Annotated in this window: 19 protein-coding genes; 16 read left to right on the forward strand and 3 right to left on the reverse strand. The window is 64.6% G+C overall.

What is annotated here, in order from left to right; translation table 11 throughout:
• Nucleotides 1-4,520, forward strand: a 4,520-nt coding sequence (locus tag G3574_RS12855; protein WP_163963712.1) for a response regulator, incomplete at its 5' end; no start/stop codon positions are given.
• A 16-nt stretch (nt 4,521-4,536) separates the two neighbouring features.
• A complete protein-coding gene (locus tag G3574_RS12860) occupies nt 4,537-5,367 on the forward strand; it encodes a CheR family methyltransferase (RefSeq protein ID WP_163963714.1) in 831 nt (276 codons plus the stop codon).
• Between the two features lie 12 nt (nt 5,368-5,379).
• Here G3574_RS12860 and G3574_RS12865 read toward each other — a convergent pair whose 3' ends face one another.
• Nucleotides 5,380-6,171: an IclR family transcriptional regulator gene (locus G3574_RS12865; protein ID WP_163963716.1), complete on the reverse strand. Its 792-nt coding sequence runs from the start codon at nt 6,169-6,171 to the stop codon at nt 5,380-5,382.
• 175 nt (nt 6,172-6,346) lie between these two features.
• Between G3574_RS12865 and G3574_RS12870 the strand changes: the two genes are divergently transcribed.
• Genes G3574_RS12870 through G3574_RS12880 form a run of 3 tightly spaced genes read left to right on the forward strand, consistent with a single transcriptional unit; the run spans nt 6,347 to nt 8,924 of the window.
• Complete coding sequence (locus tag G3574_RS12870) at nt 6,347-7,117, forward strand: (Fe-S)-binding protein (protein WP_163963718.1); 771 nt, start codon at nt 6,347-6,349, stop codon at nt 7,115-7,117.
• Entirely contained in the window at nt 7,117-8,532 is a 1,416-nt protein-coding gene (locus G3574_RS12875) for a LutB/LldF family L-lactate oxidation iron-sulfur protein (protein WP_163963721.1), read from the forward strand. Before G3574_RS12870 ends, G3574_RS12875 begins: the two co-directional genes overlap by 1 nt.
• Entirely contained in the window at nt 8,529-8,924 is a 396-nt protein-coding gene (locus G3574_RS12880; RefSeq protein ID WP_163963723.1) for a diacylglycerol kinase, read from the forward strand. Before G3574_RS12875 ends, G3574_RS12880 begins: the two co-directional genes overlap by 4 nt.
• A gap of 178 nt (nt 8,925-9,102) precedes the next feature.
• Here the strand turns inward: G3574_RS12880 and G3574_RS12885 are convergent, their stop codons facing one another.
• Complete coding sequence (locus G3574_RS12885; protein WP_163963725.1) at nt 9,103-9,660, reverse strand: NADPH-dependent FMN reductase; 558 nt, start codon at nt 9,658-9,660, stop codon at nt 9,103-9,105.
• 192 nt (nt 9,661-9,852) lie between these two features.
• On the opposite strand from G3574_RS12885, the gene G3574_RS12890 reads away from it, so the two are divergent.
• The 11 genes from G3574_RS12890 (at nt 9,853) to G3574_RS12940 (ending at nt 19,619) form a co-directional block, all read left to right on the forward strand.
• Nucleotides 9,853-10,284 (forward strand): DoxX family protein, encoded by a 432-nt coding sequence (locus tag G3574_RS12890; protein WP_163963727.1) that lies wholly within the window; start codon nt 9,853-9,855, stop codon nt 10,282-10,284.
• A 183-nt stretch (nt 10,285-10,467) separates the two neighbouring features.
• Nucleotides 10,468-11,055, forward strand: coding sequence for an NADPH-dependent FMN reductase (ssuE, locus tag G3574_RS12895; RefSeq protein ID WP_163963729.1), 588 nt, complete (start codon nt 10,468-10,470; stop codon nt 11,053-11,055).
• Nucleotides 11,056-11,185: 130 nt separating this feature from the next.
• Nucleotides 11,186-12,166, forward strand: coding sequence for a sulfonate ABC transporter substrate-binding protein (locus tag G3574_RS12900; protein ID WP_163963731.1), 981 nt, complete (start codon nt 11,186-11,188; stop codon nt 12,164-12,166).
• Nucleotides 12,167-12,183: 17 nt separating this feature from the next.
• Entirely contained in the window at nt 12,184-13,332 is a 1,149-nt protein-coding gene (ssuD, locus tag G3574_RS12905) for an FMNH2-dependent alkanesulfonate monooxygenase (RefSeq protein ID WP_205609777.1), read from the forward strand.
• A 9-nt stretch (nt 13,333-13,341) separates the two neighbouring features.
• Nucleotides 13,342-14,181, forward strand: coding sequence for an aliphatic sulfonate ABC transporter permease SsuC (gene ssuC / locus G3574_RS12910; RefSeq protein WP_163963735.1), 840 nt, complete (start codon nt 13,342-13,344; stop codon nt 14,179-14,181).
• A gap of 9 nt (nt 14,182-14,190) precedes the next feature.
• A complete protein-coding gene (locus tag G3574_RS12915) occupies nt 14,191-15,111 on the forward strand; it encodes an ATP-binding cassette domain-containing protein (protein ID WP_163963736.1) in 921 nt (306 codons plus the stop codon).
• Between the two features lie 73 nt (nt 15,112-15,184).
• Nucleotides 15,185-15,400 carry a TOBE domain-containing protein gene (locus G3574_RS12920; RefSeq protein WP_163963738.1) on the forward strand — a complete coding sequence of 72 codons (216 nt, stop codon included), beginning with the start codon at nt 15,185-15,187 and terminating at the stop codon, nt 15,398-15,400.
• A gap of 156 nt (nt 15,401-15,556) precedes the next feature.
• Nucleotides 15,557-16,438 (forward strand): sulfate ABC transporter permease subunit CysT, encoded by an 882-nt coding sequence (cysT, locus tag G3574_RS12925; RefSeq protein WP_163963741.1) that lies wholly within the window; start codon nt 15,557-15,559, stop codon nt 16,436-16,438.
• 1 nt (nt 16,439) lies between these two features.
• The gene (cysW, locus tag G3574_RS12930; RefSeq protein ID WP_163963743.1) at nt 16,440-17,390 is read left to right on the forward strand and encodes a sulfate ABC transporter permease subunit CysW; all 951 of its coding nucleotides are present in this window, start codon (nt 16,440-16,442) and stop codon (nt 17,388-17,390) included.
• A gap of 202 nt (nt 17,391-17,592) precedes the next feature.
• Nucleotides 17,593-18,678, forward strand: a complete 1,086-nt coding sequence (locus G3574_RS12935) for a sulfate/molybdate ABC transporter ATP-binding protein (protein WP_163963746.1) — start codon at nt 17,593-17,595, stop codon at nt 18,676-18,678.
• 11 nt (nt 18,679-18,689) lie between these two features.
• Nucleotides 18,690-19,619: a CysB family HTH-type transcriptional regulator gene (locus tag G3574_RS12940; RefSeq protein WP_163963748.1), complete on the forward strand. Its 930-nt coding sequence runs from the start codon at nt 18,690-18,692 to the stop codon at nt 19,617-19,619.
• Between the two features lie 308 nt (nt 19,620-19,927).
• On the opposite strand, the gene G3574_RS12945 is transcribed toward G3574_RS12940, so the two are convergent.
• On the reverse strand, nt 19,928-21,058 hold a 1,131-nt coding region (locus tag G3574_RS12945), incomplete at its 5' end, for an SMP-30/gluconolactonase/LRE family protein (RefSeq protein ID WP_163963750.1).

Here is a 21,058-nt window from a genome sequence, read left to right on the forward strand (position 1 = left end):
TCCTAGAGCTGAAAGACACCATCAACGTGATGGTGGACCAGCTCAACTCCTTCGCATCGGAGGTGACGCGGGTGGCGCGGGAAGTGGGTACGGAAGGCAAGCTCGGCGGCCAGGCCAACGTGCCCGGCGTGGCGGGCACCTGGAAGGACTTGACGGACTCCGTGAACTCCATGGCCGGCAACCTCACCGCCCAGGTGCGTAACATCGCCGACGTGACGACGGCCGTGGCGAACGGCGACCTTTCCAAGAAGATCACGGTGGACGTGCGCGGGGAAATTTTCGAGTTGAAGAACACCATCAACGTGATGGTGGACCAGCTCAACTCCTTCGCATCGGAGGTGACGCGGGTGGCGCGCGAGGTGGGTACCGAAGGCAAGCTCGGCGGGCAAGCCCAGGTGAAAGGCGTGGGCGGCACCTGGAAGGACCTGACCGACAACGTGAACTTCATGGCGTCCAACCTCACCGGCCAGGTGCGTAACATCGCGGAAGTGACGACCGCCGTGGCGCGCGGCGACCTTTCCAAGAAAATCACGGTGGACGTGAAGGGCGAAATTCTCGAGCTGAAAAACACCATCAACGTGATGGTGGACCAGTTGTCCTCGTTCGCGTCGGAAGTGACGCGCGTTGCGCGGGAAGTGGGTACGGAAGGCAAGCTCGGCGGCCAGGCCAACGTGCCCGGCGTGGCGGGCACCTGGAAAGACTTGACCGACTCGGTGAACTCCATGGCCGGCAACCTGACCTCTCAGGTGCGTAACATCGCTGACGTGACGACCGCGGTGGCGCGAGGCGACCTGTCGAAGAAGATTACCGTGGACGTGCGCGGCGAAATCCTGCAGCTCAAGGACACCATCAACACCATGGTGGACCAGTTGCGGTCATTCGCCTCCGAGGTGACGCGGGTGGCGCGCGAGGTGGGCACCGAAGGCCGTCTCGGCGGCCAGGCCAACGTGCCCGGCGCCTCGGGGACATGGAAGGACCTGACCGACAACGTGAACTTCATGGCGTCGAACCTCACGGCGCAGGTGCGTAACATCGCGGATGTGACCACCGCCGTGGCGCGCGGCGACCTCTCCAAGAAGATCACGGTGGACGTGAAGGGCGAAATTCTCGAGCTGAAAAACACCATCAACGTGATGGTGGACCAGTTGTCCTCGTTCGCCTCGGAAGTGACGCGGGTGGCGCGGGAGGTGGGCACCGAAGGCAAGCTTGGCGGCCAGGCGCAGGTAGAAGGCGCCGCCGGCACCTGGAAGGACCTGACCGACAACGTGAACTTCATGGCGGCCAACCTCACCGCCCAGGTGCGCGGCATCGCAGGCGTGGTGACCGCCGTGGCGAACGGCGACCTGAAGAAGAAGCTGACCGTGGCGGCGCGCGGTGAGATCGCGGCCCTGGCGAACACCATCAACGAAATGACCGACACGCTCGCTGTGTTCGCGGACCAGGCCACGACGGTGGCGCGCGAGGTGGGCGTGGAGGGCAAGCTCGGCGGCCAGGCCTCGGTGCCGGGCGCCGCAGGCACGTGGAAGGACTTGACGGAAAACGTCAACCAGCTCGCCGCCAACCTCACCACCCAGGTGCGGGCGATCGCGGAAGTGGCGACGGCGGTGACGCGCGGCGACCTGTCGCGTTCCATCCAGGTGGAAGCGCGCGGCGAGGTGGCGGACCTCAAGGACAACATTAACGAGATGATCCGCAACCTGAAGGAGACCACGCAGAAGAACGCGCAACAGGACTGGCTCAAGACCAACCTCGCGCGCTTCACCCGCCTGCTCCAGGGCCAGCGCGACCTGACCGCGGTGACCACGCTGATTCTCTCCGAACTCGCGCCGCTGGTGTCCGCGCACCACGGCGTGTTCTACATGATGGACTCGCAGGACCATGATGCCCGCCTGCGCATGATCGCCAGCTATGGTTATCGTTCCAGCCGCAAGCTGCCGACGTCCTTCCTGCCGGGCGAGGGCCTGGTCGGGCAATGCGCGCTCGAGAAGCAGCGCATCTGGCTGACCAACGTGCCGCGCGACTACATCCAGGTATCGTCCGGCCTCGGCGCCGCGCCGCCGACCAACATCGTGGTGCTGCCCATCCTGTTCGAGCAGCAGGTCAAGGCGGTGATCGAGATCGCTTCCCTCGACCGCTTCACCGAGACCCACCTCTGGTTCCTCGACCAGCTCATGGAATCGATCGGCGTGGTGCTCAACACCATCGAGGCCAACAGCCGCACCGAGTCGCTGCTGACGCAGTCCCAGTCGCTGGCGCAGGAACTGCAGCAGACCAACCTGGAACTGGCGGAGAAGGCGCGCTTGCTCTCCGACCAGAACATCGAGGTGGAACGCAAGAACCGCGAAGTGGAACAGGCCAAGATGGCGCTGGAAGAAAAGGCCACGCAGCTTGCCCTGTCCTCGAAATACAAGTCCGAGTTCCTGGCCAACATGTCGCACGAACTGCGTACGCCGCTCAACTCGCTGCTCATCCTGGCCCAGCAGCTTTCCGACAACCCGGAAGGCAACCTGACCGACCGCCAGGTCGAGTTCGCGCGCACCATCTACGGCTCGGGCAGCGACCTGCTGACCCTGATCAACGACATCCTCGACCTGTCGAAGATCGAGTCCGGCACGGTGACGCTGGAAGTCAGCGAATACCGCTTCCGCACCCTGTCCGGCTACGTGGAGCGCACCTTCCGCCACATGGCCGAAGCCAAGCACCTCGGCTTCTCGGTGGAGCTGGCCAACGAGCTGCCGGTGTCGATGATGACCGACACCACGCGCCTGCAGCAGATTTTGAAGAACCTGCTGTCGAACGCGTTCAAGTTCACGAGCGACGGCAGCGTATCGCTGCGGATCGGCCTCGCCCGCTCGGGCTGGACGCCGGAGCATCCGAACCTGCACCAGGCCGACGCGGTGCTGGCCTTCTCCGTGACCGACACCGGCGTCGGCATTCCCTCCGACAAGCTGCAGCTGATCTTCGAGGCCTTCCAGCAGGCGGACGGCAGTACCGCGCGCAAGTACGGCGGTACCGGCCTGGGCCTGTCGATCAGCCGCGAACTGGCGCGCCTGCTCGGCGGCGAAATCCGGGTGGAGAGCGCGGTCGGCGTGGGCAGCACCTTTACCTTGTACCTGCCTTACAACCGAACCGGCTTCATCCAGCACGATCCGGTCCAGCACCAGCCCGCCCTGACGATGGTGCAGGAAGCCGTCGCGCTGGCATCCGCCGGCGCAGCCAGCGTGATGTATTCTCCGGCTCCTTTGGAGGTGGAATACACGCCGGGCGAGAACGTGCTGCCGGGCGTCGCCATGCCGCTTTCGCCCTACGACACCGCGCTCGACGACCGCTCGCTGATCGCCCCCGGCGACCCGGCGGTGCTGATCGTCGAGGATGACGCCCGGTTCGCCGACGTGCTGCTCGACTTCGCGCGCGAACGCAACTTCAAGGGCATCGTCACGCACCAGGGCGACTCGGCGCTCACTCTCGCCCGCGACTACCTGCCGGCGGCCATCCTGCTCGACATCGACCTGCCGGACATCGACGGCTTCACCGTGCTGGAGCGCCTCAAGCGCGATCCCGGCACCCGGCACATTCCCGTGCATGTCATGAGCAACCTGAAGGAACGCGAGCGCGCGCTGCGGCAAGGCGCGATTTCCTACCTGCACAAGCCGGTGAGCCGGGATCGCCTGCAGGAAGAATTCGCCCGCATCCAGCAGTTCCTGATCCGCGGCGAACGGCACCTCCTGATCGTGGAGGATGATGAGATGCAGCGCGACGCGATGGTCGGCCTGATCGGCGCCACCGACGTCAACATCGTCGCCGTCGGCAGCGGCGAAGCGGCCATGGACGCCTTGCGCACCCAGCCCTTCGACTGCATGGTGGTCGATCTCAGCCTGCCCGACATCAGCGGCTTCGACCTGCTCGACAAGGTCGGCGAAGACCCGGCGCTGCGCAGCATGCCCATCGTGGTGTACACCGCGAAGGAGCCGACGCGCAAGGAAGTCACGCGCCTCAAGCGCATCGCCAAGACCATCGTGATCAAGGACGCGCGCTCGCCGGAACGCCTGCTCGACGAGACCGCGCTGTTCCTGCACCGCTCGACGACCAGCCTGCCGGAAGCCCAGCGCCGCATGCTGGAAGACATCCATTCCGCCGACGGCGGCCTCGCCGGCCGCAAGGTGCTGATCGTGGACGACGACCTGCGCAACATCTTCGCCCTGAGCTCGGTGCTGGAACGCCACCAGATGAAGGTGTTGTTCGCGGAAAACGGCAAGGATGGCATCGAGGTCCTCGAAAAGGATCCGTCCATCGAGATCGTGCTGATGGACATCATGATGCCGGAGATGGATGGCTATGACACGATGCGCGCGATCCGCCGCATTCCCAAGTTCAAGTCGCTGCCCATCATCACCCTGACCGCAAAGGCCATGAAGGGCGACCGCGACAAATGCCTTGCCGCCGGCGCTTCCGACTACATCACCAAGCCGGTGGACGTGGCGCAGCTGCTGTCGCTGATGCGCGTCTGGCTGCATCAGTAAGGACCGGGGCGAGACCGTGAGCGACGATCCGCGCGCCATCGAAAGCCTGGAGACCGACCTGCTGCTGGAAGGAGTGTTCCAGCGCTTCGGCCTGGATTACCGCGGCTACCGGCGCGAAACGGTGCGCCGCAAGCTGCAGGTGCTGATGCGGCAGGAAGGCGTGCAGACCATTTCAGGACTGCAGGAAAAGATGATGCATGACGCGCCGGCCTGCCAGCGCCTGCTGCTCGCGCTGGGCAGCCGTCCAGCGGGCCTGCTGGCCGATGCCGACCGCATGTTCGCGCTGCGGCGCGCGCTGGTGCCCTGGCTGCGGTCCTGCGCATCGCCGCGAGTCTGGGTTGCCGAATGCGCGTCGGCGGAAGACGTGGCCGGGCTGGCGATCCTGCTCGAGGAAGAGGGGCTGCACGGCAAGACGCAGATCTTCGCCACCACCGCCTGCGAAGCCGTGCTGGACGACATGCGGGCCTGCCGCTTTCCGGCGGAGCGGCTGGAGGAATACGCCGGCAATCACCTGCGCAGCGGCGGCAAGGGGGCCCTGTCGCAATACGTCGCCGTGCGTGGCGGCGAGGCCGTGTTCGCCGAGGGCCTGTGCAGCAACGTGGTGTGGGCGCAATACAGCCTCGCGACCGATGCGTCCTTCAATGAATTCCAGCTCATCACCTGCCACGGCGCGCTCACCGAATTCGGCGCGCCGCTGCGCAACCGCGCGCTCCAGCTCTTTCACGAAAGCATGCCGATGTTCGGGCTGCTCAGCGTGGAACTGGCCCAAGAAGCCGATCTGGCTTCCTTCCGGTGCTGGTATAGGCCCATGAACGAAGGGAAGGACCTCTACCGCCGCGTTGCCTGAAACCGCAGGGTGTCAGGCGGCGGCGCCTTCCGCCACGAAACCGAGCACCGCCGAGATCTGCGCCGCGGTGGACACCAGGTCGTCGACCCATTCTTCCTGGAGGCGGTCGGCGGGAGCGGAGATCGACAGGCCGGCAATCAGCTTGCCGGTGTCATCGTGGATGCCGGCGGCCATGCAGCGCACCCCGAGTTCAAGCTCCTCGTTGTCCCGCGCGTAGCCGCGTGCCCGCACCAGGCTGAGTTCCCTTTCCAGCTTGGCCAGGTCGGTGATGGAATTCTTGTTATGGCCGGCGAGCCCGGTCCGGGTGGCGTAGGCCCGCACCAGCTTGGGATCGTCCGCCGACAGGAAGAGCTTGCCGGTGGAGGTCAGGTGCAGCGGCGCGCGGCCGCCGATGGCGCGCACCACCTGCATGCCGGAGCGTTCCGAGAACGCGCGGTCGATGTACACGATCTCGTCGCCCTGGCGGACCGACAGGTTCACCGTCTGGTGGGTGCGGCGGTGCAGGGCGCGCATGAAGTCCAGCGCCGCCTCGCGCACGTTGAGCCGGCTCTTGACGATGTTGCCCAGCTCCAGCAGGCGCATGCCGAGCCGGTACGACCCCGCTTCGGCGCGGTCGACGAAGCGCTTGATCACGAGGTCGTTGAGGATGCGGTGCGCCGTCGAAGGATGCAGGCCGGTGACGGTCGACAATTCCTTGAGGCTGACGGGATCGGGATATTGCGCCAGGGCATCCAGCAGGGAGATCATGCGTTCAATGACCTGGATCGAGACCTGGCTGTCCGGCGAAGCTTGTTCCGTTTTCATTTCATCATGTGGTTGGTGCGTCGCAATAAGTTCTTTATATCACATCGTGAAAAAATGAAAAAGGTGTGCGGAAAAAATTTGCGGCGAGGCGCGCAATAATTTTCATCCTGCCTCGCCGTGTGAGCGCCCAGGAGCAGGGTCATAATGGGCATTCTTGAAACGGAAGAGAGTTGCCATGAAAGTCGGCTTGTTTGTGACGTGCCTGGTGGATGCGATGCGGCCGGAAATCGGCTTTTCCGCGCTCACGCTGCTCGAGGCGGCGGGTTGCGAGGTCTTCGTTCCGGAATCGCAGACCTGCTGCGGCCAGCCGGGATACAGTTCCGGCGACCGCAAGGCGGCGCGCTCGCTCGCGGAGAAATTCATCGAGGAGTTCGAAGGATTCGAGTATGTCGTCATCCCGTCCGGCTCCTGCGGCGGCAACGTCAAGACCCACTATGCCGACCTGTTCCGCGACGACCCCGCCTGGCTGGCGCGCGTGGAAAGGCTCGCGCCGCGCGTCTATGAACTGACGGACTTCCTCTACAGCGTGGCCAAGCTGACGCCCGGGAGCCTGCCGGGGCAGGGCGGCCTGGCCGGCGCGGTGACCTACCATGATTCCTGCTGCGGCTTGCGCGAACTCGGCGTGCAGCGCCAGCCGCGCGCCTTGCTGGAGCAGGCGGGCGTGGAAGTGAAGGAGATGCGCGACAGCCGCCAGTGCTGCGGCTTCGGCGGCACCTTCGCGCTCAAGTACGGCGACATCTCCTCGGCCATCGTCGATGAGAAATGCCGGAACATCCACGACACCGGCGCGCGCGCGGTGGTCCTCGGCGACCTCGGCTGCATGCTCAACATCGAAGGCCGCCTGCGGCGCACCGGCGACCACGACACCCGGGTGCTGCACGTGGCGCAGGTATTGGCAGGCGATCTCGGCGGCAACGACGGCACTGCAGGCAAGGGAGGGCGGTGATGCAAGTCCAGTCCATGCATTTCAAGGAGCGCGCCGGCAAGAAGCTGGCCGACCAGCGCCTGCAGCAGAATCTCAAGAAGCTGTCCACCAAGTTCGTCAGCGGCCGGGCCATCGCCATCCTCGAACTCGATGACTTCGAGGGCACGCGCGACGCCGCCATCGAGAAGCGCATGCGCGCCATCAAGAACCTCGACGTCTGGCTGGAAACCTTCGAGGCGAACGCCACCCGCAACGGCGCGACCGTGCTGTTCGCCGAAAGCGCCGAAGACGCGGCGCGCCTCGTGGTCGAGATCGGCAAGACCCATGGCGTGAAGAAGGCCATCAAGACGAAATCGATGGTGTCCGAGGAAATGGCGCTCAACAAGGCGCTGGAAGCGGCCGGCATCCAGCCGGTGGAGACCGACCTCGGCGAATACATCCTGCAGATCAACGATAACGAAGCGCCGTCGCACATCATCGCGCCGGTGGTGCACAAGGACAAGGAAGAGATCTCCGACCTCTTCGCCCGCGTGCACAACCGGCCGCGCCTGACCGACATTCCGCAGATGACGCGCGAGGCGCGCGAGATGCTGCGTCCGCATTTCCTGTCGGCGGACATGGGCATCACCGGCGGCAATTTCGTGATCGCCGAGACCGGCTCGGTAGCCATCGTCACCAACGAGGGCAACGAAGGCATGTGCACCATCGTGCCACCCAAGGTGCACGTGGTCGTGACCGGCATCGAAAAGGTCCTGCCGACGCTGGAAGATTTCGCCACGGTGATGCGCCTGCTGCCGCGTTCGGCAACGGGACAATCGATTTCCAACTACGTGTCCCTGCTCACCGGGCCGCGGCGCGCCGGCGACCAGGATGGCCCGGAGCACATGTATTTCGTGCTGGTCGACGGCGGCCGCACCGGCCTGGTCGGCACCGAGTTCGAGGACATGCTGCGCTGCATCCGCTGCGGCGCCTGCATGAACCATTGCCCGGTCTACCAGAAGATCGGCGGGCACAGCTACGGCTGGGTCTATCCCGGTCCGATGGGCAGCGTGCTCACGCCGTCCTACGTCGGCGTGGAGAACGCCGTGGACCTGCCGCAGGCGTCCACCCTGTGCGGCGAATGCCACGTCGTGTGCCCGGTCAAGATTCCCTTGCCCGACCTGCTGCGCAAGCTGCGGGAAAAGCAGGTCGCTCAGCACCTGCGTCCCGGCACCGAACGCCTCGGCCTCGCGCTGTGGGCCTTCGCCGCGAAACGTCCCGCGCTTTATCGACTGGCGAGCCGGATTGGTGTACGCTTCATGCGGCTTCTTGCCGGCGGCAAAAAGACGATTTCGCGCCTGCCGTTCGCGGGCGGCTGGACCGATTACCGCGACATGCCCGCGCCTTCCGGAAAGACGTTCCGGGAGCTTTACAAGGAACGACAACAGCGACGATGAACGACTCCGAGCAGATCAGCGAGTTCAAAAGCAAAAGCGGCGTGAAGCGAATCTTCGCCGCTTTTTTTTATTCCCTGCATGGGTTCCAGGCTGCGTGGCGCAACGAGCATGCGTTCCGGCAGGAATTGCTGCTGGTGGTGCCGGCGAGCGTGCTGGCGTTGTTCCTGCCGGTGCCGGCGTTGCACAGGCTGGCGCTGATTGGCGTGTTGGTGCTGGTGTTGATCGTCGAGTTGATCAACTCGGCCATCGAGGCGGTTGTTGACCGGATTTCTTTCGAGCGGCATCCGCTTTCGAAGAATGCGAAGGATCTGGGAAGTGCGGCGGTGATGCTGGCGTTGTGTCTGGCGGTTGCGACCTGGGGGGTGGTGTTGTGGCCGGTGGTTCGGGGGTGAGGGCATAGCGAGGTTTGCATTGCTTTGTCAGCCGCGCTACCTTCCGGCACCGGGGCCACGCTCCGTCATCCCCGCGCAGGCGGGGATCCCATTTCGGTCGTCCGGAGAACCGCACGATGGGATTCCCGCCTACGCGGGAATGACAGAGGGTTGCGGGAATAACGGAGGGTTCCACCCGTCACTTCGCATTCTTCCCCACCCAGCCTTCATAAGCCGCCAGGAATTTCTCCATGAACTGCCGCGTGGAATCATTCTTGATCTTCCCTTGGTCGTCAAACAAATCCCCCGCGCCGCCGACATAGGCTTCGGGCTGCTGAAGCACCGGCATGTTCAGGAACACCAGCGACTGCCGCAGGTGATGATTGGCGCCGAACCCGCCGATTGCACCCGGCGATACCGAGATCACGCCGGCGGGCTTGCCGTCCCAGGCGCTTTGCCCGTAGGGACGCGAAGCGATGTCGATCGCGTTCTTGAGTACGCCGGGCACGGAGCGGTTGTACTCCGGCGTGATGAACAGCACCGCATCCGACGACTGGATCTGCTGCTTGAAGTCGCGCGAGGCTTGCGGCGGATTGGCATCGTCGTCCTGATTGTAAAGCGGCAGCTGGCCGATTTCGACGATTGCCATCTGCAGCGACGGTGGCGCCATCGCGACCAGGGCCTTGGCCATCTTGCGGTTGATCGAATCCTTGCGCAGGCTGCCGACGAGCACGGCGACCTTTCTGGAGGTGGTCATGACATTCTCCCTGGAAAAGTGGTTGAACAAGCGGATCGTGAAAGACATAGTCTGCCACGATGCGCGACGCTCCGTTGGATGCACTCCTTCGGGGACAAGTTTTCAGGATTCATGGTCGAAGCATAGACGAGACGCAAAACAGCGCTCCGTCCTGCGCGTCAAGCTATCCGCAAACAAGGAAAAGGAGCAATCATGCGTAATGTGAACAGCGACAGAGGGGGCAGCGCCCTGGAGGACCTGGGCAAACTCATCCTGCGGGCAACGATTGCCGTCCTCATTCTCTTCCATGGGGTCGCGAAGATCATGGGCGGGCCGGACTTCATCGTCGGCATCGTCGGCAAGGCCGGCTTGCCGCCTGCGCTGGGTTACCTGGTGTACGTCGGCGAGGTGCTGGCGCCGCTGCTGATGCTGATCGGCATCATGACCCGCCCGGCCGCGCTCGTCATCGCCATCAACATGGTCGTTGCGGTCGCGCTGGTGCACATGAACGATCTGATGTCGATCAGCAAGACGGGCGGTTGGGCGCTTGAACTGCAGGGCCTGTATCTCGCGGGCGCGCTCGCGGTGGCCTGCCTCGGCGCGGGACGCTTCAGCGCGGGCGGCACGGCGGGACGCTGGAACTGATGCCATCCCGGATGCGGCGCGGAGCGCATGAGCTTATGCGCCGCCTTAGTCGCAGCATGCATATCGAACCATAAAACGATTCGTTCCCCCCGGCCGGGGCTTTCTTTAATCTGGCGTCTCCAGCAATCAACGACACGGAGCACAGATGCAGCACACGCGACCACCGCTTCCGGCCGAGGCATCATGAGCATACTCCTGCTCGCGGGCAGCCCGTCCATCCCTTCGCGCTCCACGCGCTTGCTGCAATACGCCGCCGAGCGGCTGCAGACCGCCGGCCACCGGACGCGCATGCTGCATGTGCTCGACCTGCCGGCGCAAGCCTTGCTGCACGCCGATTTCAACAATGGCGACATCAAGGTGGCGAAGGCGCATGTTGACGAGGCAGATGCGATCGTCATCGCCACGCCGGTCTACAAGGCGGCGTACAGCGGCGTGCTGAAAGCCTTCCTCGACCTGCTTCGGCAAGACGGTTTTGCCGGCAAGCTGGTCCTTCCCCTTGCCACCGGCGGCAGCCAGTCGCACATGCTGGCGCTCGATTACGCCTTGCGCCCGGTGCTGTCCGCGTTGGGTGCCAGGCATGTCCTGCCGAGCGTCTATGCCACGGATGCGCAGGTGCAGTGGTCGGACAAGGGCATCGCGCTCGATCCCGGCATCGAACAGCGCATCCATGACGGCGTGCAGAACTTGTCAGCGCTCCTGCACGCCGCGCATGCGCACGGGTCGGCATCGTTCGCATCGGTGCCTTTCTCCGCGGTGCGATGTAGCGTCTGACGCCGCCGCGCGTCCTTCCCCGCTGGCCCTGCAATCACGCCGCGATGCCTCGCGCATCGTGGCGAGGGCGGCGCCTTGCCTCGAATTCCAACGACATCAAGAAACGACTTTACCCAGCAAAGGAATCCACATGAAACAATCTTCCCGTCACCGCGCGTCCAGACGCCACGCCCTCGGCCTGCTGTCCGCGCTCGTCTCCGCCGGCGCGCTCGCGCTTGCCTTTCCTGCTCAGGCGCTCGCGCAGTCGAAGGAACTGCGCATCGGTTATCAGAAGTACGGTACGCTCACCATCCTGAAGGCGCGCGGCACGCTGGAGAAACGCCTCGCGCCGCAGGGCATCACGGTCAAGTGGAACGAATTTCCTTCCGGCCCGGTGTTGCTCGAAGCCTTGAACGTCGGCAGCGTCGACTTCGGCACGGTGGGCGAAGCGCCGCCCATCTTCGCGCAGGCGGCAGGCGCCGACCTGGTGTACGTCTCGAACGAGCCCGCCGCGCCGCAGTCGGAAGCCATCGTCGTGCCGAAAGGCTCCGCCATCAAGTCCGTGGCCGACCTGAAGGGCAAGAAGGTTGCGCTCAACAAGGGCTCCAACGTGCATTACCTGCTGGTGAAGGCGCTGGAAAAGGCAAACGTGGAATACAAGGACATCCAGCCGGTGTACCTGCCGCCGGCCGATGCCCGCGCCGCCTTCGAGCGTGGCAGCGTCGATGCCTGGGTGATCTGGGATCCCTTCCTCGCGGCCGCCGAAAAACAGCTTGGCGCGCGCGTGCTTGCCGACGGCAAGGGCCTGGTCAGCAATCACCAGTTCTTCCTCGCGTCGCGCGGCTATGCGCAGAAGAACGGCGAGGTGCTCAGGATCGTCCAGGATGAACTGGAAAAGGTCGATGAATGGAGCAAGGGCAACATCAAGGAAGTGGCGGGCATCCTGTCCACGCAGGTGGGCCTCGACCCGGCGGCGGTGGAACTGGCCGCCAACCGCTATGCCTACGGCGTATCGCCGGTGACACCCGCCGTGCTCGACGAACAGCAAAAGATCGCCGATACCTTCAGCGCGCTGAAGCTGATCCCGAAGAAGATCAGCATCAAGGATGCGGTGCTGCAAGCGAAGAACTGAGGAGAAACACCATGACCCTGAATGTTTTCTGGTTCCTGCCTACCCATGGCGACAGCCGCTACCTCGGCACCAGCGCCGGCGCGCGCGAGGTTAACTACGACTACCTGCGCCAGATCGCGGTGGCCGCCGATACCAACGGCTATGACGGTGTACTGATTCCCACCGGACGCTCCTGCGAAGATCCCTGGGTGGTCGCGTCCAGTCTGATTGGCGCGACGAGCCGGCTGAAATTCCTGGTCGCGATCCGTCCCGGCCTGAGCAGCCCCGGGCTGGCAATCCGCACCGCCGCGACCTTCGACCGGCTGTCCGGCGGACGCCTGCTGGTGAACGTGGTGACGGGCGGCGACCAGGCCGAACTCGAGGCCGACGGCGTCTTCGCCGACCATGCCACGCGCTACGAGATTTCCTCGGAGTTCCTGGACATCTGGCGCAACGCGCTGGCTGGTACCGGCGGCGAGGCGGGCTATCACTTCGAGGGCAAGCACCTCAGCGTGAAGGGCGCGAGGACCTTGTATCCTGCGGTGCAGAAGCCGCATCCGCCGCTGTATTTCGGCGGCTCCTCGGAAGCGGCGCACGAACTCGCGGCGGAGCAGGTGGACGTCTACCTCACCTGGGGCGAACCGCCGGCCGCGGTCGCGGAAAAGATCGCCGACATCCGCGCCCGCGCGGCCAGGCATGGCCGCACCGTGCGCTTCGGCATACGCCTGCATGTGATCGTGCGCGAGACCAATGACGAGGCATGGAAGGCTGCCGACGAGTTGATCAAGCACGTCGACGATGCCGTCATCGAACGCGCGCAGTCGGCCTTCGCCAGGATGGATTCCGTCGGCCAGCGCCGCATGGCGGCCTTGCACGGCGGCCGGCGCGACAAGCTGGAAGTGTCGCCCAACCTCTGGGCCGGCGTGGGACTGGTGCGGGGCGGGGCGGGCACGGCGCTGGTGGGCGATCCGCGGACGGTGGCGGCGCGCATGCAGGAATACGCGGACCTCGGCATCGAGACCTTCATCCTGTCCGGCTATCCGCACCTCGAGGAAGCCTACCGCTTCGCCGAGCTGGTGTTTCCACTGATCGGCAAGCGCGGCGCCGGCCCTTCGTCCGCGACCCTGACCGGTCCCTTCGGCGAGGTTGTGGGCAATGCCTACGTGCCCAAGGTATCGCAAAGCTGAGGAGGAATCATGTCTGCCATCATCACTGACAAACCGGCCGCGGCGCACGCATCGGCCAAGCCAGCCGGCAAGGCGTGGGCAGCCTCCCTGCAGCGCCTGCATGCCGGGCTGCTGCCCTGGGCCGTTCCGGTGCTGCTGCTGGCGCTCTGGGAATGGTCGTCCGCCGCCGGCTGGCTTTCCAGCCGGGTGTTGCCGGAGCCGGTCGCGGTGCTGCGCGCCGCGGTCGAACTTGCATCGTCCGGCGAACTCTGGGGACATCTCAAGACCAGCGCCTGGCGCGCCATGTCGGCCTTCGCGGTCGGCGGCGGGCTGGGGCTGCTGCTGGGCCTGCTGACCGGAACCTTCCGCACCGCCGAAACCCTGCTCGACACCACGCTGCAGATGATCCGCAACATCCCGGCGTTGGCGCTGATCCCGCTGGTGATCCTGTGGTTCGGCATCGATGAAACCGCGAAGCTGTTCCTGGTCTCGGTCGGCGTGTTCTTTCCGGTCTACCTGAACACCTTCCATGGCATCCGCTCGGTGGACAAGGGACTGATCGAGATGGCACGCAGCTATGGCCTGTCGGGCTGGCCGCTTTACCGCGACGTGATCCTGCCCGGCGCCTTGCCGTCGATCCTGGTCGGCGTGCGTTTCGCGCTGGGGCTGGTATGGGTGCTGTTGATCGTGTCGGAAACCATTTCCGCGCAGTCGGGCATCGGCTACATGACAATGAATGCCCGGGAATTCCTGCAGACCGACGTGGTGCTGGTCGGCATCCTGCTCTATGCGCTGCTCGGCAAGCTGGCCGACATGCTGGCGCGCGGGGTGGAGAAGGCCGCGCTGCGCTGGCATCCGGGTTATCAATAAGGAGACTGCATGCATCATCCCATTGAATTTCACGAGGTCGGCGCGGTGGTCGGGTTGCCCGGGATTGCCTCGGCTGCTCATGACGCTGGCGACTCGGCCGGCCCCGCGGCAGAACCCGGGAGAGGGGGACGCGGCGGGCGAGGCGTCGCGGTCGACCTGCGCCAGGTGCGCAAGTCCTACGCCGGACGAGAGGTGCTCAAGGGCCTGGACCTGCGCATCGCGCCGGGCGAGTTCGTCGCCATCGTCGGCCGCAGCGGTTGCGGCAAGAGTACCTTGCTGCGCCTCCTGGCCGGACTGGAAGGGGTGAGCGGCGGTCGCGTGGCGTTCGGCGAGGAAGCGCCCGAGGTGAGGATCATGTTCCAGGATTCCCGCCTGCTGCCATGGAAGCGCGTGCTGGCGAACGTCGGGCTCGGCCTGCCAGCCGCCCGTGCCGGATCCCCGGTGGCGCAGGCCCTGGCCAAGGTGGGCCTCGCCGAGCGCGGCGGCGAATGGCCGGCGGTGCTGTCCGGTGGCCAGCGCCAGCGCGTGGCACTGGCCCGGGCGCTGGTGCACGACCCGCAACTGCTGCTGCTCGACGAACCGCTCGGCGCGCTCGATGCCCTGACCCGGATCGAGATGCAGCAGCTCATCGAAGACCTGTGGCGCGAGCGCGGCTTCACCGCGGTGCTGGTAACGCACGACGTGCAGGAAGCCATCGCGCTCGCGGACCGGGTCATCCTCATCGAGCACGGCGAGATCACCCTGGATGAGCGCATCGACCTGCCGCGTCCGCGGGCCCGAGGACATGCCAGCTTCGCGCGGCTGGAAGAAGCCATTCTTTCCCGGTTGCTCCTGCATCCGCCAAGCCCCGGCCATGCCGGCGACCCGGATTTCGGGCAGGGCGATGTATCGCTCCTCCGTACCGTCGGGCAAGTTGCCTGGGCGGTCTGACGAGCGGGCAGCCTGCCTGGATCCTTCAAAACACTGACAACCAAGATCATTTTCTTCATCGAAAGGAAACACCATGAGCATCACCGCAATCAATGTACGCAACCAGTTCCGGGGCAAGGTCAAGGCCATCATCGACGGTCCTGTGGTATCGGAAGTTGACGTGGAAACGCCTGCCGGCATCGTCACATCGGTCATCACCACGCGCTCGGTCCGAGACCTCGGCCTGGAGCCGGGCGTGGAAGTGGTGGCGCTGGTCAAGGCGACCGAGGTTTCCATCGCGAAGCTTTGACGCCCGGAAAGCGTCCCGGGGAGGGCAGGATTTGCCGGTCCGCCGCCTTCCGCATATTCACTTTCCGTCTATGAGGATGCAAAAAAAGTCGTTCTCTTTATAACAAGCTGATGCAAACATGCGTCTTCCTAAGCTGAATTCGTAATAAGGAGCCGCATGTCTGCTGCCTTGTCCCTATCCGCGCCAGCTTCGGCGGACGCCACGCCTGGCAGGCCATCCCGGGTGATCCCGGGATTCCACCTGTCGCTCGGCTTCACGCTGCTGTATCTCGGCCTGATCGTGCTGATCCCGCTGTCGGCCGTGTTCCTGAAGACCTTCACCATGACATGGGAAGCGTTCTGGCGCGCGGTCTCTTCCGAGCGCGTGGTCGCGTCATACAAGCTGACCTTCGGCGGCGCGCTGCTGGCGGCGTCGCTGAACGTGGTCTTCGGCGGCATCGTGGCCTGGGTGCTGGTGCGCTACCGCTTTCCCGGCAAGAAAATCATCGATGCCCTGGTCGACCTGCCGTTCGCCCTGCCGACGGCGGTGGCCGGCATCGCGCTCACCGCGCTGTATTCCGCCAACGGCTGGTTCGGGCGCGTGATCGAGCCGCTCGGCCTGAAGGTGGCGTTCACGCCGGTCGGGGTGGTGGTGGCGCTGACTTTCATCGGACTGCCCTTCGTCGTGCGCACGGTCCAGCCGGTGCTGGAGGAAGCCGAGCGCGAACTTGAAGAGGCCGCGGCCAGCCTCGGCGCTTCGCGACTGCAGACCTTTTACCGTGTGATCCTGCCGACCATCGCGCCGGCCCTGCTGACCGGCTTCGCGCTCGCCTTCGCCCGCGCGACCGGGGAATACGGCTCGGTGATCTTCATCGCCGGCAACATGCCGATGGTGTCGGAGATCACGCCGCTCTTCATCATCACCAAGCTGGAGCAATACGACTACACCGGCGCGACCGCCATCGCCGTGGTCATGTTGGTCGTTTCCTTCCTGATGCTCCTCGCGATCAACCTGCTGCAAGCCTGGACCCGCAAGCGCGGCCAGGCGGAGAAAGCCTGACATGGCCGGCGCTGCTTCCCATCTTTCCGTGCCGCGCGAACCGGCCATCGCGCCGGCGGCCACCGTCGAGCCTATCTGGGTGCGCGCCCTCCTGATCGGCGTCGCGCTCGGCTTCCTGACCCTGTTTTTGTTCGTGCCGCTGGCGGCGGTATTCACCGAAGCCCTCAAGCGCGGCGCGGACACTTACCTGGCGGCGATCACCGATCCGGACGCGCTGTCGGCTATCCGCCTGACCCTGATCACCGCCGCCATCGCCGTGCCCCTGAACCTGGTATTCGGCGTGGCCGCCGCCTGGACCATCGCCAAGTTCGAGTTCCGCGGCAAGAACGTGCTGCTGACGCTGATCGACCTGCCGTTCTCGGTGTCGCCGGTGATCTCCGGCCTGATCTACGTGCTGCTGTTCGGCGCGCAGGGATGGTTCGGTCCCTGGCTGCGCGAGCATGACATCAAGATTCTGTTCGCCGTGCCGGGCATCGTGCTGGCGACAATCTTCGTCACGTTTCCCTTCGTCGCGCGGGAACTGATTCCGCTGATGCAGTCGCAAGGCACGGAGGAGGAAGAGGCCGCGCTGGTGCTCGGCGCGTCCGGCTGGCGCACCTTCTGGCACGTGACCCTGCCCAACATCAAGTGGGGCCTGCTGTACGGCGTGATCCTGTGCAACGCGCGGGCGATGGGCGAGTTCGGCGCGGTGTCGGTGGTGTCGGGACATATTCGCGGCGAGACCAACACCATGCCGCTGCAGGTGGAGATTCTGTACAACGAATACAACTTCGCCGCGGCGTTCGCGGTGGCGTCGCTGCTGGCGATGCTGGCGTTGGTGACCTTGGGGTTGAAGACGGTTGTGGAGTGGAGGGCGGGGTCGTCCCATGAAGCGGAGCGCATATCGTCCCCTTCTCTTCAATCGGATCGCATATTGTCCCATCCCCTTCAAGGGGGGGAAGCAGGGGTTTAGCAAGGCACTGGCTTGCGCCTGCGTAACCGATCTGCCTTGCAAGGCAGATCGTGGACGGCTTAGGGTGGGGATGGGGTTCCGGTGCGAGCAGAGAACGGCATTTGGAGCGGTCTCGAGATCGATTCTGTTCTTTGCTTGCGGACGAAACCCATCCCCACCCCGACCCTCCCCTTGAAGGGGAGGGAGTGAACGGAGAATACCTGTGAGTATTGAAGTCAAAAACATCAACAAGCGTTTCGGCAACTTCGTCGCCCTCGACAACGTGTCGCTGAACTTCCCGCAAGGCGAGCTGACTGCGCTGCTCGGGCCGTCGGGATGCGGCAAGACCACGCTGCTGCGCATCATCGCGGGACTCGAGCAGCCGGATGCCGGACATGTCTTCCTCGATGGCGAAGACGCGTCGTCGCATCACGTGCGCGAGCGACAGGTCGGCTTCGTGTTCCAGCACTATGCCTTGTTCAAGCACATGAGCGTGTTCGAGAACATCGCCTTCGGCCTGCGCGTCAAGCCGCGCCACCTGCGGCCCTCGGAATCCGAGATCCGCGGCAAGGTGATGTCGCTGCTGGAACTGGTACAGCTCGACTGGCTCGCCGACCGCTATCCGCCGCAGCTTTCCGGCGGCCAGCGCCAGCGCATCGCCCTGGCGCGCGCGCTCGCGGTGGAGCCGCGGGTGCTGCTGCTGGACGAACCCTTCGGCGCGCTCGACGCCAAGGTGCGCAAGGAACTGCGGCGCTGGCTGCGCCGGCTGCACGACGAGCTGCACGTCACCAGCATCTTCGTCACGCACGACCAGGAAGAGGCGCTGGAAGTGGCGGACCAGGTGGTGCTCATGAACAAGGGCAAGGTCGAGCAGATCGGCTCGCCGGACGCGGTGTACAACCATCCCGCCTCGCCCTTCGTGTACGGCTTCCTCGGCAACGTCAACCTGTTCCATGGCCGCGTGCACGAGGGTGTGCTCGATGCTGACGGGGTGCGCATGCATGCGCCCGATCATGCCGGGGCGCAGGATGCCTCCGGCGTGGGCTTCGTGCGTCCGCATGAGCTGGAGGTTGCGCGCTACAGCGCGGAAGCGGATGGCATCGTCGCCAGGTTGCGCCGTGCCCACGCGATCGGACCGCTGGCCCAGCTCGAGCTGGAGCGCGCCGACAATGCGCAGCTGATCGAGGCGGTGATTTCCACCGATCGCTTCAGCCAGCTCGACCTGCAGGAAGGCGAAACGCTGCTGGTGCGGCCGAAGCGCATGCGCGTCTTCGTGGACCAGGCACATCAGCCACACCAGCCACGATAAGGGAGAAGACCATGAATTTCCAGCAACTGCGTTCCATCCGCGAAGCGGCGCGGCGCAACTACAACCTGACGGAAGTGGCGAACGTGCTTTTCACGTCGCAGCCCGGCGTGAGCCGGCAGATCCGCGAGCTAGAGGACGAGCTCGGCGTGGAAATCTTCGAGCGCAACGGCAAGCGCCTGACCGGGCTGACCGAGCCGGGCAAGGGCATCCTGCAGATCGTCGAGCGCCTGCTGCTGGAAGCGGAAAACCTGCGCCAGGCGAGCCAGGAATATTCCGCGGAAAAGCGCGGCACCCTGACCGTCGCCACCACCCACACCCAGGCGCGCTACGCATTGCCGCAGGTGGTGCAATCCTTCCGCCAAACCTTTCCCGAAGTGCGCATCGCGCTCCAGCAGAGTTCGCCGGAACACATCGCCGAATGGGTCATGTCCGGCAAGGCGGACATCGGCATCGCCACCGAGGGCCTGAGTCAGTTCGATGAGCTGGTGTCCTTTCCCTGCTATTCATGGCAGCACGTTATCGTGATGCCGGAAACCCATCCGCTGGCCGCGCTGGAGCGCATCAGCCTGCACGACCTGGCGCAGCATCCGCTGATCACCTATGACGTCGGTTTCACCGGGCGCGGGCACATCGACGATGCCTTCCGCGAAGCCGGCATGGAACCGGACATCGTGCTCACCGCCATGGACTCCGACGTGATCCAGCAATACGTCTCGCTGGGACTGGGCGTAGGACTGGTGGCGGCGATGGCCGTCGAGCGGCACCGCACGCCCGGCCTCGTGGCGCGCGACGCCCGGCACCTGTTTGCGCCGAACGTCACGCGGCTGGCGGTGCGGCGCGGCGCCTACCTGCGTTCATATACCTATGAATTCATTCTGCAGTTCGCGCCGGGTTTGACGCGCAAGGACATCGAAACCGCGCTGGACGGCGGCGGGGAATAGTCGCTGGATGGTGAGCTGCAAACGGCCTGAAGGCTCGGCGCATCGATGAAGCCGCTGCTTCCCTAGCTTCCTCTGGTACGCCAGATTATTTGCAGCCGGAGAGTTGAAGATCCAGGCGGTTCGCACACTTCGCGCCAAAGTGATGCGACTTTTCGGACCTTGTCGATGCTTTTGTCGAAATTCGCCGGCGGCCCGCCGCAGTGGTGCCGATTGCTGTGGGCCACCTTCCGAACCTTGCCTGGTCGCCAGCGACAGGCCCTTGCCAATCTAAAGCGGTCGAAAAAATGTACTTCCACACCTATATTTTTTCATCTCTCATTGGTTCGAGAAGTCAAAGCGCGAGGCTTCAAAGCGATGAGTTCACCGCGGGTGTGCGGGCCGCCGGTGAACGCACCTCCATCCGTGACCACGTACAACGTATCCCGGTCTCCGGGGGCTCGTCCAAAAACTGCGTCGGTGGCTCCAATGATCCTCTGCCTGGCGTCGCCTATTACGCGACGCTCCCCCGAGGACAAAATTTGCACGATCGTGTCGTAGGGGTGGGTAGTGACGTAAAGTGATCCATCCTCGCCAATTGCAAAGTCATCGCCCGGGATGCCCGTGGCGAGCACTTGGGGTTCACCAAAACGTCCATCGGATTGCAGCGCATATGCCAGCAACGTCGTGTGATCGGACACGGTCACGATCATGTCGGATCCGCGGAAGTGCAAGCCATTGGCGCCAGGCGCGAGCGAGATGAAAGGCCGAGCCCGTAACTGCTTATCGTCCACCGCACGTTCAATGCGGCCAGATTGCGTGTCGACGCGCCACACCACGCCGAGATTGCTGTCTGCAACATACAGCTTGCCATCGGGACCGAAGTCGATGCCATTCGGCCAAGCGCCTTCAGGCAGCCGGATGAAGAGTTCGGGGTTGCCATTGTAGGGGAGACGCCAAACGCTCGGGGTTGCTCCATTGCTTGTCATGTACAGCGTGCCATCACTGCCAATTGTGATTACGCCGGCAGCGGATCCTTTCGGCATACGGAAAAGCAGCCGTTCGTTGCCATCGGGGCTACGCGCTATGACCTGGCCTTCGGCATCGCGCCAGTAATCGCTGCGAGCAAAATCAAGTCCCCGGTTTGCGCCGAGATAGAGCGTGCCATCCGGCCCGGCGGCTATGCCTTCAAACCAAACGCCCTCGCCGTAGGTCTTCACCACGCGCGATTCCACGGGCATGTAGGGCAACCCGTCCGCTTTCGGCAACGCGAGTACCTTGAGGCCGAGAGGTTGGGCGATTCCTACTCCGATGGCTGCAATAATCAGAAGCAGTGGCACGAGGATTTCCTGTGCTCTTGATTTGCGCCACGCGAGGCCTGCCGCGACGGCGGAGACGGCGAGAGCTGCGCAGGAAGCGAAAAATGCAAGGAAAGGCACGGCCACGCCGGCCAAGGTTGCGGC

It is taken from the genome of Noviherbaspirillum galbum (genome assembly GCF_010974945.1).
Lineage (GTDB): Bacteria > Pseudomonadota > Gammaproteobacteria > Burkholderiales > Burkholderiaceae_D > Noviherbaspirillum > Noviherbaspirillum galbum.

Bases quoted from the DNA above. Each gene is read 5' to 3' on its own strand.
- G3574_RS12865 (WP_163963716.1), bottom strand. From the start codon at position 6,171: ATGAAAACGGAACAAGCTTCGCCGGACAGCCAGGTCTCGATCCAGGTC.
- G3574_RS12870 (WP_163963718.1), top strand. From the start codon at position 6,347: ATGAAAGTCGGCTTGTTTGTGACGTGCCTGGTGGATGCGATGCGGCCG.
- G3574_RS12875 (WP_163963721.1), top strand. From the start codon at position 7,117: ATGCAAGTCCAGTCCATGCATTTCAAGGAGCGCGCCGGCAAGAAGCTG.
- G3574_RS12880 (WP_163963723.1), top strand. From the start codon at position 8,529: ATGAACGACTCCGAGCAGATCAGCGAGTTCAAAAGCAAAAGCGGCGTG.
- G3574_RS12885 (WP_163963725.1), bottom strand. From the start codon at position 9,660: ATGACCACCTCCAGAAAGGTCGCCGTGCTCGTCGGCAGCCTGCGCAAG.
- G3574_RS12890 (WP_163963727.1), top strand. From the start codon at position 9,853: ATGCGTAATGTGAACAGCGACAGAGGGGGCAGCGCCCTGGAGGACCTG.
- ssuE (WP_163963729.1), top strand. From the start codon at position 10,468: ATGAGCATACTCCTGCTCGCGGGCAGCCCGTCCATCCCTTCGCGCTCC.
- G3574_RS12900 (WP_163963731.1), top strand. From the start codon at position 11,186: ATGAAACAATCTTCCCGTCACCGCGCGTCCAGACGCCACGCCCTCGGC.
- ssuC (WP_163963735.1), top strand. From the start codon at position 13,342: ATGTCTGCCATCATCACTGACAAACCGGCCGCGGCGCACGCATCGGCC.
- G3574_RS12915 (WP_163963736.1), top strand. From the start codon at position 14,191: ATGCATCATCCCATTGAATTTCACGAGGTCGGCGCGGTGGTCGGGTTG.
- G3574_RS12920 (WP_163963738.1), top strand. From the start codon at position 15,185: ATGAGCATCACCGCAATCAATGTACGCAACCAGTTCCGGGGCAAGGTC.
- cysT (WP_163963741.1), top strand. From the start codon at position 15,557: ATGTCTGCTGCCTTGTCCCTATCCGCGCCAGCTTCGGCGGACGCCACG.
- cysW (WP_163963743.1), top strand. From the start codon at position 16,440: ATGGCCGGCGCTGCTTCCCATCTTTCCGTGCCGCGCGAACCGGCCATC.
- G3574_RS12940 (WP_163963748.1), top strand. From the start codon at position 18,690: ATGAATTTCCAGCAACTGCGTTCCATCCGCGAAGCGGCGCGGCGCAAC.